Origin of the sequence: Zhouia spongiae (assembly GCF_022760175.1) — a bacterium.
Lineage (GTDB): Bacteria > Bacteroidota > Bacteroidia > Flavobacteriales > Flavobacteriaceae > Zhouia > Zhouia spongiae.
In genome coordinates, this window is sequence record NZ_CP094326.1 from 2,324,003 (window position 1) to 2,342,748 (window position 18,746).

At 40.3% G+C, this 18,746-nt stretch carries 14 protein-coding genes; all 14 read left to right on the plus strand.

Translation table 11 applies throughout. The features are described 5' to 3' along the window. Window positions 1–13 precede the first annotated feature (13 nt). The gene (locus MQE36_RS10160; protein WP_242935867.1) at window positions 14–1,468 is read left to right on the plus strand and encodes a sulfatase family protein; all 1,455 of its coding nucleotides are present in this window, start codon (window positions 14–16) and stop codon (window positions 1,466–1,468) included. Between the two features lie 104 nt (window positions 1,469–1,572). Then, window positions 1,573–2,934 (plus strand): sialate O-acetylesterase, encoded by a 1,362-nt coding sequence (locus MQE36_RS10165; protein WP_242935868.1) that lies wholly within the window; start codon window positions 1,573–1,575, stop codon window positions 2,932–2,934. Between the two features lie 5 nt (window positions 2,935–2,939). Then, window positions 2,940–5,111 (plus strand): GDSL-type esterase/lipase family protein, encoded by a 2,172-nt coding sequence (locus MQE36_RS10170; RefSeq protein ID WP_242935869.1) that lies wholly within the window; start codon window positions 2,940–2,942, stop codon window positions 5,109–5,111. Further along, complete coding sequence (locus MQE36_RS10175) at window positions 5,108–5,935, plus strand: amidohydrolase family protein (RefSeq protein ID WP_242935870.1); 828 nt, start codon at window positions 5,108–5,110, stop codon at window positions 5,933–5,935. The genes MQE36_RS10170 and MQE36_RS10175 overlap by 4 nt, the downstream gene beginning before the upstream one ends. Further along, on the plus strand, window positions 5,922–8,294 hold the full coding sequence (locus MQE36_RS10180; protein ID WP_242935871.1) for a glycoside hydrolase family 95 protein: 2,373 nt from the start codon (window positions 5,922–5,924) through the stop codon (window positions 8,292–8,294). Before MQE36_RS10175 ends, MQE36_RS10180 begins: the two co-directional genes overlap by 14 nt. A 10-nt stretch (window positions 8,295–8,304) precedes the next feature. After that, complete coding sequence (locus tag MQE36_RS10185; RefSeq protein WP_242935872.1) at window positions 8,305–9,633, plus strand: alpha-L-fucosidase; 1,329 nt, start codon at window positions 8,305–8,307, stop codon at window positions 9,631–9,633. A 6-nt stretch (window positions 9,634–9,639) separates the two neighbouring features. Continuing rightward, window positions 9,640–10,548, plus strand: a complete 909-nt coding sequence (locus MQE36_RS10190; protein WP_242935873.1) for an alkaline phosphatase family protein — start codon at window positions 9,640–9,642, stop codon at window positions 10,546–10,548. Window positions 10,549–10,616: 68 nt separating this feature from the next. Beyond that, window positions 10,617–12,152, plus strand: a complete 1,536-nt coding sequence (locus MQE36_RS10195; protein WP_242935874.1) for a sulfatase — start codon at window positions 10,617–10,619, stop codon at window positions 12,150–12,152. 11 nt (window positions 12,153–12,163) lie between these two features. Next, the gene (locus MQE36_RS10200; protein ID WP_242935875.1) at window positions 12,164–13,243 is read left to right on the plus strand and encodes a glycoside hydrolase family protein; all 1,080 of its coding nucleotides are present in this window, start codon (window positions 12,164–12,166) and stop codon (window positions 13,241–13,243) included. 28 nt (window positions 13,244–13,271) lie between these two features. Continuing rightward, window positions 13,272–14,054: an L-fucose dehydrogenase gene (locus MQE36_RS10205; RefSeq protein WP_242935876.1), complete on the plus strand. Its 783-nt coding sequence runs from the start codon at window positions 13,272–13,274 to the stop codon at window positions 14,052–14,054. 10 nt (window positions 14,055–14,064) lie between these two features. Then, entirely contained in the window at window positions 14,065–15,402 is a 1,338-nt protein-coding gene (fucP, locus tag MQE36_RS10210; protein ID WP_242935877.1) for an L-fucose:H+ symporter permease, read from the plus strand. Window positions 15,403–15,412: 10 nt separating this feature from the next. Beyond that, window positions 15,413–15,751, plus strand: a complete 339-nt coding sequence (locus MQE36_RS10215) for an L-rhamnose mutarotase (protein ID WP_423242484.1) — start codon at window positions 15,413–15,415, stop codon at window positions 15,749–15,751. Between the two features lie 23 nt (window positions 15,752–15,774). Next, window positions 15,775–17,496 (plus strand): beta-N-acetylhexosaminidase, encoded by a 1,722-nt coding sequence (locus MQE36_RS10220; RefSeq protein ID WP_242935879.1) that lies wholly within the window; start codon window positions 15,775–15,777, stop codon window positions 17,494–17,496. Window positions 17,497–17,575: 79 nt separating this feature from the next. Continuing rightward, window positions 17,576–18,736 (plus strand): alpha-hydroxy acid oxidase, encoded by a 1,161-nt coding sequence (locus MQE36_RS10225; protein ID WP_242935880.1) that lies wholly within the window; start codon window positions 17,576–17,578, stop codon window positions 18,734–18,736. Window positions 18,737–18,746: the final 10 nt, after the last annotated feature.

Genomic DNA, 18,746 nt, shown 5'->3' on the forward strand with positions numbered 1-18,746 from the left:
ATTAATTTTTAATATGAGATTAAGAAGGAAAATAGGATTAGCAAGCATGTTGTTTTTAAGCCTTTCTTGTAAAAGGGAAAAGTTTGTAGAAGCACATGCCAGACCTAATATTATTTTCCTTTTTACTGACGATCAGAGCTATAAGGATGTGCACGCCCTGGGTAATCCGGAAGTAATTACCCCAACCATGGATGCTTTAGTAGAAAGAGGAATTACATTTACGAATGCCTATAATATGGGAGGATGGAACGGAGCCATTTGTGTAGCATCAAGAGCCATGATTATTAGTGGCCGGACTGTTTGGAATGCGCAGGAAATTTCAAAGTCTTACAGTCAAAATAAGGAATTGGATAAAACCTGGCCCAGATTAATGGAAAAAGCCGGCTATGAAACCTATATGACCGGGAAATGGCATGTTCAGGCTAAACCTGAGGCCGTTTTTAATCATGTAGGGCATGTGTTAAGGGGGATGCCTTTCGATACGCCTGAAGGCTATAACCGACCTCAGAATGAAAATGATACCGCCTGGCAACCCTGGAAGAAAGAATATGGCGGCTATTGGAAAGGAGGGAAACATTGGAGTGAATTGGTAAGAGACGATGCGCTATCTTTTCTCGACAGTGCAAATGTTAAAAGAAACCCTTTTTTTATGTATATAGCTTTTAACGCTCCCCATGACCCCAGGCAATCGCCCAAAGAATATGTAGATATGTACTCTTTGGATAGCCTCAAAATACCGGAAAGTTTTTTACCCGAGTACCCTTATGATGAAGCCATGGGGGCGGGAAAAAACCTTAGAGATGAAAAACTGGCTCCTTTCCCCCGGACCGAGTACTCGGTAAAAGTCAACCGCCAGGAGTATTATGCTATTACGACCCATCTTGACGATCAGTTTAAAATAATTTTGGATAAGCTTAAAGCAACGGGACTCGATAAAAATACATATATCTTTTTTACTTCAGATCACGGTCTGTCTGTGGGTGAACATGGACTGATGGGGAAACAGAGCATGTACGATCATAGCGTAAGAGTGCCTTTAGTTATTGTAGGGCCGGACATCCCTAAGGGTAAAAAAATCGAGCATGATGTTTATTTACAAGATCTAATGGCGACGACTCTTGATCTTGCCGATGTCCGTAAGCCGGAGTATGTGGAGTTCAGTAGTTTGCTTCCATTTATAAATAATGAAAAAGATAAAGGAAATTACGAAGCCATTTATGGATGTTATGAGAAGTCGTCCCAGAGAATGATTAGAAAGGATGGATATAAATTAATAGTATATCCTAAAATCAGTAAAATTCTCTTATATGATTTAAAGAGTGATCCGCAGGAATTGTTAAATATTGCAGACGACCCTGATGAAAAAGGCCGGATAGAATTTTTGCTGAAAGATTTGATACAACTGCAACTCGAAATGAAAGATACGCTTAACCTTCAGGCTCTTTTGGATAAATGGACTGAGGCGTAAAACATAATTAATTTAACACAGCAAATTTAAAAGGTTTTTATAAGCATATGGATATAGGTTTTAGTGATTCAAAGAGGCATTTGATCTTTATTATATTTCTTCTGATGTGTTTATCGGTTAATGCCAAAATATGGCTTCCTTCGATATTATCCGATCATATGGTTCTTCAGCAGCAAAGCGAAGCTACTATTTGGGGGTGGACTACCCAATCGGCCGAAACAATAACGATTACCACTACCTGGACAGATAGCATTTATACAACCAAAGCATATCAAGGAAAATGGTCACTAAAAGTTCCGACACCCAAGGCAGGAGGGCCATACATAATTGCTGTTAAAGGTCACGAAACTGTTATCCTGAAAGATGTTTTAATAGGCGAGGTTTGGTTTTGTTCCGGACAGTCTAATATGGAATGGTCGCCATTGAAAGGCCTGGAGAATGCAGAACAGGAAATTAACGCGGCTCATTATCCGAAGATCAGGTTTTTTACGGTAAACAAGAAAAAGGCAGCTTACAAACAAGACGATACAAATGGCGATTGGGAGGTTTGTATGCCTGAAACTATGAAAAATTTTAGTTCTGTGGCCTATTTTTTCGGCCGTGAACTATACACTAAACTCGGTGTCCCGGTGGGATTGATTAATTCGAGCTGGGGGGGCACACCGGTTGAACCATGGATAGAAAAAGAAATAATAGAATCGGATCCAGATTTAAAACGGTCTGCTGAACAAATTACAGATCAAGTTTGGTGGCCAAGAGATCCGGGGACTACCTATAATAGTATGGTTCATCCATTCTTAAACTTTACGATTGCCGGAACTATTTGGTATCAGGGAGAATCTAACAGGGGAATTGCCAATTCATATTACAAATCGTTTCCACTGTTAATCAAAACATGGCGTAATGCTTGGCATAATGATTTCCCGTTTTACTTCGTACAGATAGCTCCTTTTAAGTATGGTGATTCTAAAACAAATAGAGAGGCGGCATTTATCAGAGATGCTCAGTTAAACACGCTAAAAACAGTAAGTAATACCGGAATGGTGGTTACTAATGATATAGGAGACTTAAACAACATCCATCCCACCAACAAACAAGACGTAGGTAAGAGGTTAGCCCTTTGGGCCCTGGCTAAAACCTATGGCGTTAAAGAGATTGACTACAGCGGACCTGTATATAAAGGCCATCAGATTCGAGGTAGCAGGATACTGGTGAGTTTTGATTATGCTGAAAAATTAACTGCCGGAGAAAGAACAATAAGTAGTTTTGAGATAGCAGGGAACGATAAAGTTTTTTATCCTGCCAAAGCAGAAATTAAAGGAAACAAAGTGCAGGTATGGTCCAAGGAAGTACCAAACCCGGTTTCTGTCAGATTCGGCTTCACAAATGATGCCTTACCGGACTTATTTAATGAATCCGGTCTTCCGGCATCTGCTTTCAGGACAGATAACTGGAAATCGAATTAACTCATATGAGATTTGAGATCATCTATATGAATATGACTTTTAAAAAAGTATTGGTCGGTGTGTTTATACTCTTTACACATATATGCGGGTATGGGCAAAAAGCGAATACCGGGCCCGTTAAAATTGCTTGTGTCGGTAATAGTATCACATACGGAATGAATATAGCCAACAGAGTGCATAATTCGTATCCGGCTCAATTACAAGAGATGTTAGGCGACGATTACCAGGTTGAGAATTTCGGTGTAAGCAGCAAGACCTTAACAAAAAAAGGAAATGATCCCTACTGGAAAGAAGAAGCCTTTAAAAGAGCATTAGATTTTAAGGCCGATATTGTATTTATAAAGTTAGGATCAAATGATGCCAAAGCGATTAATCGCGTTCATTTAGACGAATATGAAAGCGATTACAAATCGTTGATACAAGAGTTTAAAACCGCTAATCCTGAATCCCGTATCGTTCTGATATATCCTTTGCCTTCTTTTCATACGGATACTACCTATATATGGGAACCTGTAATAAAGGACCGGCTTATTCCGAAAATTAAAAAGGTAGCCTATGAGACAGGGATAGAAACGGTAGATATGCACCAGCTGTTTCTGGATAAATCAGGTATGGTGCCTGATAAAATTCATCCCAATTCTTTGGGAGCGACTTTAATAGCCAGGCGTTTGTATGAAGTTGTAAAGCAAAGGTCTATTGAAGGAATAAAACTTGTGGAGTCTTTGGACGTAAAGAATATTAACACTTCCAACTTTCACGGCTACATACAGTATAATTTTGAATACAGGGGAAATACAGTAAAAATTGTGTGCCCTAAAAAACCTGCAATGGGCAGACCATGGGTTTGGAGAGCCCGTTTTTTCGGACATGAACCCCAGACGGACATAGCGCTTCTGGAGAGAGGGTTTTATGTCGTTTATAGTGATGTGTCTGACCTGTATGGAGCTAAAGAGGCTGTAAAACGCTGGAATCTCTTTTATGATTTTCTTCAGCAGAGAGGTCTTGCAAAAAAAGCTGCGATTGAAGCGATGAGCAGGGGAGGACTCATAGCATATAATTGGGCAGCAGAAAATCCGGATAAGGTGGCTTGTATTTATGCAGATGCACCTGTATTAGATATATTGAGCTGGCCCGTTGGAAATGGAAAATATGAAGGGAGTCCGCATGACACAGAACAGCTCAAAAAAGTATATGGACTGGAGACCAACGAGGATCTGCTCAAATTCAAGGGGAGTCCAATTAATAAAGTAAAGAAAGTTGTACGGGGAAAATATCCAATCCTGCATATTGGCGGAGAAGACGATACAGTAGTACCGATTGACGAAAACACCGGGCCTTTCGTTGACGCAATAAGGAAATCCGGGGGGACGGTACAGACCATTTATAAAGAGAATAACGGACACCATCCTCATAGTTTGAAGAATCCGGGTTTAATTGTAAATTTTATTCTGGAGGCTACCAAGCAAAAGGTTAACCTGGCTGTTGTCCCGGCACCGTCAGGAGAGTACAGATCTGGTGCAGGGTGGACAACAGATGCTGATTGGTGGAAGCAAGCGGCCGACATAGACTCCATTTGTGTTAATACAGCTGATGCTGATATTTTACTCATAGGGAACTCCTTAACTCAGGGCTGGGGAGGGAACCGCCCTCATGTAACATATAAGCCGGGTAAACAAATATTAGATGCTTTATTTCCAGGTAAAAAAAATATCAATGCCGGTATTTCCGGAGACCGAACTCAGAATGTATTATACCGCTTAAAAAACGGGACTTATGAAAAGTGTAATCCAAAATATGTTGTTCTTACTATTGGCGTTAATAATTTCCTTGACAATGATAGTGCAGGTGAAATAGCAGGAGGCATAGAACGCATTATGGATATGGCCCGGTTAAAATTTTCACCAGATACAACCTTTTTACTCTTCGGACCTCTTCCGACCGGTACGGAGATACACTCGGATCGCAGAATAAAATATAACACTATTCATAATCACCTGAAGAAGCTGTCATTGCCTGACAATGTTATTTATTGTAATCCGATTGAGAAGCTAACAGATGCCGAAGGAAGCTTAAATATGGATTTATACAGTAATGACGGGATTCACCTGAAAACGAGAGGTTATAAAGTTTGGGGAACATTCATTAAAAATATAATAGCAAATATAGAAGTTAAATGAGAATAGATGCCCATCAACATTTTTGGAAGTTCGATCCGGTAAGAGATGCATGGATCGATGAGAGTATGCAGGTAATCAGAAAAGATTTTCTGCCTTCTGATCTTGAACCAATATTAAAAAAGAATAATGTTGACGGATGTATAGCTGTTCAGGCCGATCAGTCAGAAGCTGAAACTAAGTTCTTGTTAGACATGGCCCAAAACAATAGTTTTATTAAAGGAGTAGTAGGCTGGGTCGATCTTATGTCGGATAGTGTAGAAGACCGGTTAGCCCACTTTTCAAAAGATAAGAACCTTAAAGGGATCCGCCACATAGTTCAGGCAGAACCCAATGACTTTATGCTGAGATCCGATTTTCAAAACGGAATCAGTAAGCTCAGACAATTTAACCTTACCTATGATATCCTGGTCTTTGCAGAGCAATTACCGGCAGCGATCGAACTTGTTGAAAAGTTCCCAGAGCAGCCCTTTGTATTAGACCATATAGCCAAGCCGAAAATATCGGAAGGATTGGATAAAAAATGGAAAGCGCATATTCAGGAACTGGCAAAATATGAGAATGTTTCTTGTAAGTTATCCGGTATGGTAACTGAAACAAAAGATTTTAAATGGAATGGCGAAGCGTTTACCCCTTTCCTGGATGTCGTTTTTAACAGTTTCGGGGAAGATCGGTTATTGTACGGATCCGATTGGCCGGTATGTTTGCTGTCTTCACCATATGAGAGTGTCATAAAGATTATTGAAGATTATGTGCCGAAAGAATACCATACCAGGATATTTTACCAGAATACAGTTAATTTTTACAGTCTAGATGAAAACTTATAAATTTTTAATTTTTACGGTCATAGGGTTTTCCCTTATGGGATGCAATAAAGAAACTGATACCGGCATAGCGGAAACCAGTTTATGGTATAAACAACCGGCTTCGAAATGGATGGAGGCATTACCTGTAGGGAATGGCCGTTTGGGAGCAATGATCTTTGGAGATACTAATCAGGAAAGGATTCAGTTAAACGAAGATTCTATGTGGTCAGGAGGTCCTGATTGGGGGAATTCGAAAGGAACAAAAGAAGACCTGGAATATTTGAGAAAGCTTGTCAGCGAAGGGAGAGTACATGAGGCTGACAGCGAAATTGTGAAGAGGTTTTCCTATAAATCCGTACTTCGCTCCCATCAGACTATGGGAGACTTATTTATTGATTTTATCAACAGGGACAGTCTTGTCGAAAATTATAAAAGAGAGCTTAGTTTGGATGATGCCATAGCTTCTGTAAGCTACATTACCGGAGGTAATCAATACAGTGAAAAAGTATTTGCTTCAAATCCGGATGATGTGTTGGTCATACAACTGGAAACAACTGCCGGCGACGGAATGGATTTTAACCTCCGGTTAGACAGGCCAAAAGATAAAGGACGTCCCACTGTTACAGTTTCAAATCCGGAAGAGAATGAAATTAGTATGAAGGGAGTAGTAACCCAGTTTGGAGGTAAGAAATTCTCTAACCCTTTTCCGCTTGATTACGGGGTAAAATTCGAAACGAGGTTAAAAGTTGATAACACTTCAGGGACTGTGACTCCTAAAAGCGGTTCCCTCGAACTTAAAGGAGTTAAAAAAGCTACCATATATATAGTTTGTAATACTTCGTTTTACGAAGAGGATTATGTTGCTAAGAATAACGAGCAGCTTGCTTCAATCCGGAAAAAATCATTTAACGAACTTTTAAATAATCACCTCCGGGATTATCATGCAGTATACAATCGGATGTCACTGAATTTAGGCGGTAATGAATTAGACTCATTGCCTACAGACGAGCGTTTAACAAGGGTAAAGAAAGGTGCTGTTGATAATGATCTTGCAGAAACAATGTTCCAATACGGAAGATATTTGCTAATAGGTTCTTCAAGGCCAGGGACTAACCCTGCGAACTTACAGGGGGTATGGAACCAACATATCGAGGCTCCCTGGAATGCAGATTATCACCTGAATGTGAATTTACAGATGAATTACTGGCCGGCCGGTGTTACCAATCTGAGCGAATGCCAGGAACCTCTTTTCGATTTTGTCGACAGACTGATAGAAAGGGGAAAGGTTGCTGCAAGAGAACAATATGGAATAAACAGAGGTGCTGTAATTCACCATACAAGCGATTTATGGGCTACCCCATGGATGAGGGCAGCAACTCCATACTGGGGTGCATGGATTCATGGCGGAGGTTGGATTGTTCAGCATCATTGGGAGCATTACAGGTTTACACAAGACAAGGGCTTTTTAAAGGAACAGGGATATCCTGCCATGAAAGAAATAGCTTTGTTTTATCTGGACTGGTTGCAAAAAGATCCTGCTACGGGTAAATGGATTTCGTACCCTGAAACATCTCCTGAAAATTCATATTTGGCTGAAGACGGTAAGCCGGCTGCGGTTTCGTATGGAGCTGCTATGGGGCATCAGATCATCTCAGAAGTTTTTGATAATGTGCTGAGTTCGGCGAAAATCCTGAATATCGAAGATGAATTTATCAAGGAAGTAAGAGAAAAAAGAGCAAATATATATCCGGGGATCGTGATTGGGGAAGATGGAAGAATCTTAGAGTGGAATGAACCTTATGAAGAACCCGAAAAAGGACACAGGCATATGTCTCATTTGTATGCTTTGCACCCCGGGGATGATATTACCGAAAAAGATGAAGCGATATTTAAGGCGGCACAAAAAACAATTGATAATCGTTTACAGCATGGCGGTGCAGGTACAGGGTGGAGCAGAGCCTGGATGATTAATTTTAATGCCCGGCTATTAAACGCACAAGCGGCTCAGGAGAATATCCAGAAATTCTTCGAAATCTCTGTGGCAGATAATTTGTTTGATGAACATCCGCCATTTCAGATTGATGGTAATTTTGGGTATACGGCCGGTGTAGCAGAGTTGCTGATGCAGTCGCATGAAGGTTTTATCAGGATTCTCCCTGCCTTACCGGAGAACTGGACTGAAGGTAAGGTAAAAGGACTGAAAGCAAGAGGCAATGTTGAGCTGGCCATAGAATGGGAGACAGGCAAGCTCAAACAAATGATTTTGAATGCCGGTCAGAACAAATCGGTTAAAATACAATACAACGGAAAACAAGTTGAAGTGAGCCTGACAGCAAATGAGGACTTGCGGTTGGATCAGAATTTAGAGATAATCCTTTAATAGAGAACAAATGGTTAGAAAATTAGCAATAATAATACTGGGGCTTTTTATGATGCCCGTAAGTGCGCAGGACAAGCATACAGAGTCCTCAAAAATGCAGTGGTTTAAGGACGCCAAACTGGGAATCTTTATTCATTGGGGGTTATATGCCGTAAATGGAATCGATGAATCATGGTCTTTTTTCAATGGGTATATTTCCCATCCTGATTATCTGAAACAGACAAAAGGCTTTACCGCAAAAAAATACGATCCTGAACAATGGGTTAGGCTTATAAAGAATAGTGGCGCCAGGTATTCAGTAATAACATCTAAGCATCATGATGGATTCGCCTTATGGGATACTGAATTTGGCAGCTTTAACGCGGTTAAGGGCTCAGCAGCCAAAAAAGACGTTTTAACGCCTTTTGTAAACGAATTGAGAAAGAATGATTTAAAAGTAGGAATTTATTATTCACTCCCTGACTGGTCGTATCGTGACTATACTCATTTTACAAGAGATTCGCTGCGGTATAATATTAAAGAAGAGCCGAAGCGCTGGGAACGGTTTTTAAACTATTACCAGGGACAATTAAAAGAGTTGTCAGATACGTACAATCCTGACTTATATTGGTTTGATGGTGACTGGGAGCATAATTCCGAGGAATGGCAGGCACCCAAAGTAAGAAAAATGCTTTTAGACAGAAATCCGAATACGATCTTAAATTCAAGATTAAGGGAAGAAGGGGATTATGCCACACCGGAGCAGGGCATGCCTATCACCAGACCTGAAAGCAAATACTGGGAATTATGTATCACAATGAACAACTCATGGGGGTTTCAGAAGAATGATCATGACTATAAGACGACAGACCAGATTATCGGAATATTTTCGGACGTAATTGGAAACGGGGGTAATATGCTGTTGGATATCGGGCCGAAAGCCGATGGAACAATTCCACAAGAACAAGTAAAAATATTAGAAGGTCTGGGAAGATGGACAAATAAGCATAAGGAAGCTATTTATGGTACTGTAGCAGGCATTCCGAAAGAACATTTTTACGGTGCGACGACCTTGTCAAAAGACCGAAAGATATTATATCTTTTCGTAAAAGGAAATCCGGGAGGTGAAGTGGTATTAAGAGGTTTGAAAAATAACATAAACCGTATATGGGTAGTTGGGAATGGAACAAAACTTTCGCACCAGGTGGTCGGAAAGGTATATTGGAGTCATTATCCGGGAATTAAATACATCAAGGTTCCTGATGATGTGTTAGATGAGAACATGACCGTTATAGCTGTCCTTTTAGATGGAGAAGTAGATCTGTATAGGGAAGATGGTGCCGTAATTGAAAGTAATTAAAAAGAGATGTTAGGAAAAAAAGGATTTTTATTGGTTTTGTTGCTCGTAATTGTTTCGTGCAAATCTACGAAATCGACGGAAGGTGCGAATCGCAAACCATTGGCAAAACATGTGATACTGATAGGTTCTGACGGATTTGGAGCATATGCTTTTAAAAAAGCTAAATTGCCCAACCTCCGAAAAATGATGAACGGTGGTGTATATTCATTACAGGCAAGGTCGGTATTGCCATCTTCAAGTGCCGTTAATTGGGCTTCTATGATTATGGGATCAGGACCCGAATTACACGGTTATACCGAATGGGGCAGTAAAACTCCTGAATTGCCATCGAGAATTATAGGAGAAGGAGGAATTTATCCATCTGTTTTCAGTTTAATAGATAAACAATTGCCAAAGGCTAAAAAAGGGGTTTCCTATACCTGGTCTGGTATAGGGTACCTGTTTGAAAAAAACATGGTGGATCTCGATTTTAACGGGAGTGAGGATCCTCAAACAGTTGACAAGGCATTAGAATTTATCATAAAAGACAAACCGGCTTTTACTTTTATACACCTTACCCATCCTGATAACGAAGGTCATGAAATCGGGCATGATACTCCCCGGTATTATAAAGCTACGGAGAAAGTAGATGAACTGGTAGGTACCATTGTTGAAACATTGAAAAAAAACGATATGTTAGATGAAACGGTACTGATATTCAGCTCAGACCATGGAGGAATAGGAAAAGGACATGGAGGTAAAACGTTAGAAGAAGTGGAAATTCCTTGGATTGTATATGGTAAAAATATTCAGCCCAAAGGAAAACTGACTTCTACAATAATGACGTACGACACCGGTGCTACCATAGCTTATCTGTTAGGGTTGGAAATTCCTGAGTTCTGGAGGGGGAAACCGATAACTGAAATTGTAAAGTAGATGATACCGCTATGGTTGTTTTAACGATCAAAGGTATATATGACTGATAAAAAGATAAAAATAGACACATGAAAATTAAAGGTTTATTTGTTTGTACACTTTTGATGAGTGTACTGGGCTCTTGCACAACAGTAGCAGAAAAAAAGAAGGAAGAAAACAGGCCAAATATTGTAATGTTCTTAGTTGATGATATGGGATGGCAAGATACTTCTGTACCATTTTGGGATCGTAAGACGCCGTTCAACGACAGGTACCATACCCCCAATATGGAACGATTGGCTATAGCAGGGATGAAGTTTACACAGGCATATGCTACGCCTGTATGTTCTCCGACAAGGGTGAGTTTCTTAACAGGAATGAATGCAGCCAGGCACAAGGTTACAAACTGGACATTAAGAAAGAACGCTTCGAATGATGCGAAAGACGATCTATTGGAATTTCCGCAATGGAATGTAAATGGCTTGTCTCCAGAAGAAGGGACAGAGCGTACTGTATATGCAACACCTTTACCGCAGGTATTACAAGATAACGGATATTTCACTGTTCATGCCGGTAAAGCACATTTTGGAGCTATAGGAACCCCGGGAGAGAATCCTTTAAACCTCGGATTCAATGTGAATATTGCCGGTCATGCAGCAGGAGCTCCTGAAAGTTACCTTGGCACTGAAAATTTTGGTAATGGAAAAGAAGGGAAAGCGATCTGGGCAGTACCGGGATTGGAAAAGTATCACGGACAAGACATATTTTTAACAGAAGCGCTTACCAGAGAGGCCTTATCTTCATTAGATACCGTTCCTGAGAACAAGCCGTTCTTTTTGTATATGTCTCACTATGCCGTACACACTCCATTGTATGGAGATAAACGGTTCATGCAGAAATATATCGATATGGGGCTTGATGAAAGAGAGGCTAAATATGCAAGCATGATTGAAGGAATGGATAAGAGCCTGGGAGATATTATGGATTACCTGGAAAAAACAGGGAAAACAGACAACACCATTATTTTATTTATGTCTGATAATGGAGGATTAAGTGCCCATGCCAGGGGAGGGGAACCGAATACGCACAACAAGCCTTTAGCGAGTGGTAAAGGCTCTATGTATGAAGGCGGTATCAGAGAACCGATGCTGGTAAGCTGGCCGGGCAAGGTAAGAGCCGGATCAGTAACAGATGAGAAAGTGATTATAGAAGACTTTTACCCTACCATTATAGAAATGGCAGGAATAAAAAACCCTGAAGTGATACAGAAAATAGACGGTATAAGTTTCACATCTGTATTAGAAGAAAAAGAAGGGCTAAATAAAGAGCGGGCTTTCTATTGGCACTATCCCAATAAATGGGGAGGGCGCGGGCCAGGAATTGGTACTGCAAGCGCAGTTAGGAAAGGCGATTGGAAATTGATTTATTTTTACAAAGATCAATCCTTTGAATTGTATCATATTTCAGAAGATATCGGAGAGCTAAATAACCTGGCAGAAAAAAATCCGGAAAAAGCCAAAGAATTAGCTACATTGCTTTCTGATTATCTGAGAGAAGTAGGGGCACAGTTACCGATTAATAAGGAAACTCAGGAAACAATGGCTTATCCCGATCAAGGTATTTAATCTAAAAAAAGATGATAACAAGTGGTTATAAATGGTATGGAACAGCCAATGTGTTTTTAACACTATTGTGTTCTTTTTTATCATATGCTCAAAATTCAACCGATAATTTGAATTTCGGAGCTGACCTGGAACCTATTACTGAAGAAAATTTCTTTAAAACGGCAGATTATTATAATTGGGGTGTTTCAATAATTAAAGGGAATGACGGATTGTACCATAATTTTTATTCCCGTTGGCCTAAGAAATATGGTTTTTTAAGTTGGTTGACACACTCGGAAATTGCCCATGCCACTTCAACTGATCCCTGGGGTCCGTGGACATATAAAGAAACGGTTTTAAAATCGGGCGGTTCATCACATTGGGATGCAGTAACTGCTCACAATCCAAAAATAAAGTTCTTTGATGGAAAATATTATTTGTATTATATTTCAACCAACTATGGGGAAGGAGCCATTTCTGAAAAAGAACTCATAGAAACGGCAAAAACAGGATATCGGCATCCGAATTGGTCAATCCTTAGAAACAATCAAAGGACAGGTGTAGCTGAAGCAGCAACTATAGATGGACCATGGCAAAGGAAGTCTTCGGCACTGATAGAACCTTCAGGTCCTGTTACAACCCTGACGGTAAATCCTGCCATAGCGGAAGGAGCTGATGGTTTGTATTACCTGATTATCAAGGGAGACAAACCTAATGAAAAGCGATTCATCAGAAATCAGGCAGTAGCCATAAGCAAGAAGCCGACAGGACCATTTGAAATTCAGGATAAACCGGTAATAGACTATCTTGATACGGAAGATGTTTCGATATGGTTTGATAAAATAAGAAATAGGTTTTACGGCATTTTCCACACTCCGGAAGGATTTATTGGTTTGATTACATCTGAAGACGGTAAGAACTGGAATAAGGCGAAACATTACCGTTTGATGCCGAAAGAGATACAGATGAAAAACGGGAGTGTTTTTAAAGCAGACAGGCTGGAACGGCCTTTTGTATATACGGATAGCAACGGACAGCCCGTTGTATTGTGTTTGGCAGCAAAGAAAGGCGCTGATGCTTATTCAGTATTCATCCCTGTCAGAAATGATTAATTTAAGGTAAGAACAATCTAAAATATTTATGAATTTAGAATTAAAAGATAAAATCATAGTGGTTACCGGAGGTTCCAAGGGTATAGGAAACGGGATCGTAAATGTACTGGCTTCAGAAGGCGCCATCCCTGTAATTGTAGGACGTAAAAAAGAGGATGCTATAAAAGCTGTCGAGCAAGTTGAGAACGATGGAGGGAAAGCAGATTATGTACTGGCCGAACTAACCGACCCGGAACAATGTAAAAAGGCTATTCAGCAAATAACAGAAAAGCACGGACGGATAGAAGGACTGGTAAATAATGCAGGGGTAAACGATGGCGTCGGACTTGAAAACGGGAATTATGAAGATTTTGTACGTTCCATTAACCGAAACCTGACCCACTATTATCTAATGGCTCATTATGCACTCCCCGAATTAAAAAAACACAAGGGAGCCATTGTGAACATCGGTTCTAAAACCGCTGAAACAGGCCAGGGAGGAACATCGGGCTATGCATCGGCCAATGGAGGACGAAATGCAGCCACCAGGGAGTGGGCCGTAGAATTACTACCTTATGGTATTCGCGTAAATGCGGTTATTGTTGCCGAATGTTACACACCCTTATACGACAGATGGATCAAAACTTTTGATAATCCGGAAGAAAAACTGAAATCAATAACAAGTAAGATACCTTTGGAAAAAAGAATGACCACAGCAGAGGAAATTGCCAATATGGTAACCTTTTTGTTATCACCGAAATCAAGTCACACCACCGGTCAGTTAATTTATGTAGATGGTGGATACACACATTTAGACAGATCTTTAACCTAAACGATTTACAATGGAAATTAAACAAGCTACTCAAACACAAACTAACCGGGAGACAGGGAAAATACCTGTAGTTTCAAAAAAGGTACTCGTGCCTTTTATACTGATCACATCATTATTTGCTTTATGGGGTTTCGCCAATGCGGTAACAGATCCTATGGTACAGGCTTTCAAAAAAATATTGGAACTGTCTAATTCACAAGCTGCATGGGTTCAAATGGCATTTTATGGAGGATATTTTTGTATGGCATTGCCTGCGGCTATGTTTATGCGTAAATATTCATATAAGGTTGGGGTTTTAATAGGGTTGGCTCTCTACGCTACAGGAGCTCTTCTGTTCTATCCTGCGGCACAAACCGAAAGTTTTGTGTTTTTCTGTGTGGGATTGTATATACTGACCTTCGGACTGGCTTTTTTGGAAACGGCAGCCAATCCGTATGCACTGGCTATGGGGGCAAAAGAAACTGCTACACAGCGCTTAAACCTGGCACAGGCATTCAATCCCGTTGGCTTGATTGCAGGGTTGTTTGTGGCTCAGCAATTTGTATTAAAGAAACTACAATCGGATGACGAAGGCTTCAGTGCCCTGGACGAAGCTTCAAAAGCTTTAAAAAGAACTACAGATCTATTAGTGATCCGCGATGCCTATGTTATTCTGGGATTGGTTATCATAGGAGTCTTTGTTTTATTCCTGGTGAGTAAGATGCCTCAGGCGAAAGATGAAAACGGAATGCCAAGTATATGGAATACGTTTGCTGCCCTTTTTGGAAATAAAAAATATGTATTGGGAGTGTTGTCCCAGATATTGTATGTCGGGGCGCAAATTATGTGCTGGACCTATATTTATCAGTATGCAGAGGCCATTGGAATGGATAGTGTTACAGCAGGTTATTACCAGATGGGAGCCTTTATTATATTTACCGTCGGACGTGCTGTCGGTACGTATTTACTCAGATTTATAAGTTCAGGACAGCTTTTAATGTACTTCGCCTTGTTTGCTTTGGCCTGCGTATTTGGTACTATTTGGATTCACGGGGTGATAGGTCTGTACTGCTTGGTTGGGGTTTCATTCTTTATGTCACTAATGTTCCCGACCATTTATGGTATTGCTCTGGGCGATCTTACTGAAGAACAATCCAAAGTAGGTTCTGCCGGATTGGTTATGGCCATTGTGGGAGGAGCTTTAATGCCGAAATTACAAGGTATTATTATAGATGCAGGAGGAACAGGAGTGGCAGATACTACCATAGCCGGAGTGTCCGAAGTGAATTTCTCATTTATCTTACCTGCCATCTGTTTTGTGTTTATAGCTTATTATGGACGATTGGTACATTTAAAATATAATGACTAAAAGTATGAAACTGAAACGATACTGTCTCGCACTTGATCTTATAGACGATCCGGAGCTCATTGCGGCTTATAGGAAATATCATGAAAATGTATGGCCTGAAATCATAGCAAGTATTAAAACTTCGGGTATTGCCGAAATGGAAATATACAATACCGGTAATCGGCTTTTTATGATCATGGATGTTGATAAGACATTTTCATTTGAACAAAAGGCTGCGAAGGATTCAAGCAACAAAAGAGTACAGGAATGGGAAAACCTTATGTGGAAATACCAAAAAGCAATACCTGTAGCAAAGCCCGGAGAGAAGTGGGTTTTGATGGATAAGATCTTTAAATTAACCAGTCAATAATACAATTCAAAGTAAAGTAAATTATGAAGAAGTTAGCAGTTTTATTAATAACCATGATAGTGGCTTCTTGTACCAATAAGTACAAAGAAGCCAAAAATACGGCATCTGATTATCAGATCATACCAAAACCGGTAACGGTAAGTTCTAAGGATGGTAAATTTTTAGTTGATTCCGGAACTATTGTAACGGGAGATGAAACATTAAGAAACGAAGGAGAATATCTGGCACAATTGCTTACCCAGGCCGGTGGAAACCAGGTTTCTTTTGTTCCGGAAAAAACAGGGGGAAGTATTGTATATCTTAATCTGGATGATAGTATTGAAAACGAAGAAGGATACAAGATAAATGTAACTTATAAGGAAGTTAGCGTTAGTGCAAAATCTCCGAAAGGTATTTTTTACGGAATCCAGACACTAAGACAGCTATTACCTGCGAATGCTGAAAAGCAAGCGGTTGCCGGATTGACTATTCCGGCCGTGGAGATCGTGGATAATCCGGTATATGGGTACAGGGGAATGCACTTGGATGTTGCCCGTCATTTTTTCCCGACAGACTTTATAAAGAAGTATATCGATATCCTTGCAATGCATAAAATGAATACGTTTCACTGGCACCTAACCGAAGACCAGGGATGGAGGATAGAAATTAAAAAATACCCGAAATTAACAGAGGTGGGTGGCTATAGGAATGGAACCATAGTAGGCCATTACCCGGGAACTGAAAATGACAATAAAAAATACGGAGGTTTTTATACTCAGGAAGAAGTAAAGGAGATCGTAAAATATGCAGCAGACAGGCATATAACCGTAATCCCGGAAATTGAGTTGCCGGGCCATAGTTCAGCTGCCATTGCTGCTTATCCGGAATTGAGTTGTTTTCCGGAAGAACCGACAGAGGTACCCAATGGTATGATGTCTGAAAAAAGTAAAGAATTGCAGGCGAACGGCACTCCCAAAGTCGTTCAGGAATCCTGGGGAGTGTATAACGATGTGTATTGTGCCGGAAAAGAAAGAACTTTTGAATTTCTCCAGGACGTACTGGATGAGGTAATTCCTTTATTTCCTGCCAAATATGTGCATATTGGTGGCGATGAATGCCCGAAAGCCAATTGGGAACGTTGTCCGAACTGCCAGAAAAGGATTAAAGAAGAAGGCCTTGAAAACGAACATGAACTACAATCGTATTTTATTCAACGCATTGAGAAATACCTAAATTCAAAAGGAAAGAGTATTATCGGATGGGATGAGATTTTGGAAGGCGGATTGGCTCCGAATGCAACGGTAATGTCGTGGAGAGGAGAAAAAGGAGGAATAGAATCGGCCAAGCAACACCACGATGTTATTATGACACCAAATCATTCTTGTTATTTCGATCATTATCAATCAAAAGACAAAGAGAATGAGCCTTTGGCAATAGGAGGATTGACAACCGTACAGGATGTATACAATTATAACCCTCACCCGAAAGAACTGACAGCCGAAGAATCAAAGTATATTTTGGGAGCACAGGCAAATGTGTGGACTGAGTATATCGGAACTACCGATTACGTTGAGTATATGATATTACCACGGATGACCGCGTTGGCTGAGGTCGTTTGGAGTAGTAATGAAAATAAAGATTGGAAAGATTTTCATTCAAGATTAGTAAACATGAAAAGCCGGTACGATGCACTTGGGTTAAATTATGCAAAGCATGTTTTTGAAGATAATGAAAATAAAGATGAGACTGCCTCTACAGAAGAATAACAGCTATTAAATTATTTGAAGGTTGGTATAAAGACCGTTTACAAGTCTTTGTACCAACCTGTTTTTATTTACTGATATTATGGGAATTAATAAAGAGATTAAAATAGATACCAGGTATCCGTCTATAGACGATTTAAGAAATCGGGCAAAACAAAAGATTCCAAAATTTGCTTTTGAATACTTAGACGGCGGATGTAATGAAGATGTAAATCTGCATAAAAACACATCAGAGATAAGAGATGTTGAACTATCGCCCTATTATTTGAACAAGCATACGAATTCAAATATGAAAACCGAGTTGTTCGGCCATGTTTATGATGCCCCGTTCGGAATAGCACCTGTGGGCTTACAAGGATTGATGTGGCCGAATGCACCCGAGATTCTGGCAAAATCTGCTTTCGAACATAATATTCCTTTCATCTTAAGTACCGTAACAACGAGTAGCATTGAACGAATAGGAGAAATCACCGAAGGAAATGCCTGGTTTCAATTATACCATCCGGCTGAAAACAGATTGAGAGACGATATTTTCAAGCGGCTGGAAGCAGCAGAATACCCGGTCTTGGTGATCCTCTGCGATGTGCCTACCTTTGGTTTCAGGCCCAGGGATATAAGGAATGGTTTGGCAATGCCCCCGAAAATGTCCGTTAAAAATATTCTTCAAATACTAAAGCGCCCCCATTGGGCATACGAAACCCTCAAACACGGACAACCTAACTTTGAAACGTTAAGACCCTATATGCCAAAAGGATTAGACTTAAAGCAGTTGGGAAAGTTTATGGATCAAACCTTTTCAGGAAGGCTGAATGAGGAAAAAATAAAACCGATCCGCGATATGTGGAAAGGAAAACTGGTTATAAAAGGTATCGCTAATGAGGAAGATGCCGAAAAGGCTATAAAGCTGGGATTAGACGGAATTATAGTGTCAAATCACGGGGGAAGACAATTAGATGCGGGCGAATCTACCATAAAGCCGTTAACGCGTATTGCTGCCAGGTATAAAGACCAGATTAAGGTGATGATGGATAGCGGATTACGTTCAGGTCCCGACATTGCACGAACTTTAGCCAGCGGAGCTGAGTTTACTTTCCTTGGGCGGTCATTTATGTATGGAGTCTCGGCCCTGGGTCAAAGAGGAGGGGATCACACTATTTCCCTTTTAAAAACAGAATTACAACAGGTGATGGAACAGGTTTGCTGTGAAAGCGTAACAGATTTCCCTAATCACCTTATTAAATAAATAGAATTGC

What these genes read in the sequence shown, in the direction of transcription:
- MQE36_RS10185 (WP_242935872.1), top strand. Translation starts at nt 8,305, where the DNA reads ATGGTTAGAAAATTAGCAATAATAATACTGGGGCTTTTTATGATGCCC.
- MQE36_RS10175 (WP_242935870.1), top strand. Translation starts at nt 5,108, where the DNA reads ATGAGAATAGATGCCCATCAACATTTTTGGAAGTTCGATCCGGTAAGA.
- fucP (WP_242935877.1), top strand. Translation starts at nt 14,065, where the DNA reads ATGGAAATTAAACAAGCTACTCAAACACAAACTAACCGGGAGACAGGG.
- MQE36_RS10220 (WP_242935879.1), top strand. Translation starts at nt 15,775, where the DNA reads ATGAAGAAGTTAGCAGTTTTATTAATAACCATGATAGTGGCTTCTTGT.
- MQE36_RS10225 (WP_242935880.1), top strand. Translation starts at nt 17,576, where the DNA reads ATGGGAATTAATAAAGAGATTAAAATAGATACCAGGTATCCGTCTATA.
- MQE36_RS10200 (WP_242935875.1), top strand. Translation starts at nt 12,164, where the DNA reads ATGATAACAAGTGGTTATAAATGGTATGGAACAGCCAATGTGTTTTTA.
- MQE36_RS10190 (WP_242935873.1), top strand. Translation starts at nt 9,640, where the DNA reads ATGTTAGGAAAAAAAGGATTTTTATTGGTTTTGTTGCTCGTAATTGTT.
- MQE36_RS10180 (WP_242935871.1), top strand. Translation starts at nt 5,922, where the DNA reads ATGAAAACTTATAAATTTTTAATTTTTACGGTCATAGGGTTTTCCCTT.
- MQE36_RS10170 (WP_242935869.1), top strand. Translation starts at nt 2,940, where the DNA reads ATGAGATTTGAGATCATCTATATGAATATGACTTTTAAAAAAGTATTG.
- MQE36_RS10165 (WP_242935868.1), top strand. Translation starts at nt 1,573, where the DNA reads ATGTGTTTATCGGTTAATGCCAAAATATGGCTTCCTTCGATATTATCC.
- MQE36_RS10205 (WP_242935876.1), top strand. Translation starts at nt 13,272, where the DNA reads ATGAATTTAGAATTAAAAGATAAAATCATAGTGGTTACCGGAGGTTCC.
- MQE36_RS10160 (WP_242935867.1), top strand. Translation starts at nt 14, where the DNA reads ATGAGATTAAGAAGGAAAATAGGATTAGCAAGCATGTTGTTTTTAAGC.
- MQE36_RS10195 (WP_242935874.1), top strand. Translation starts at nt 10,617, where the DNA reads ATGAAAATTAAAGGTTTATTTGTTTGTACACTTTTGATGAGTGTACTG.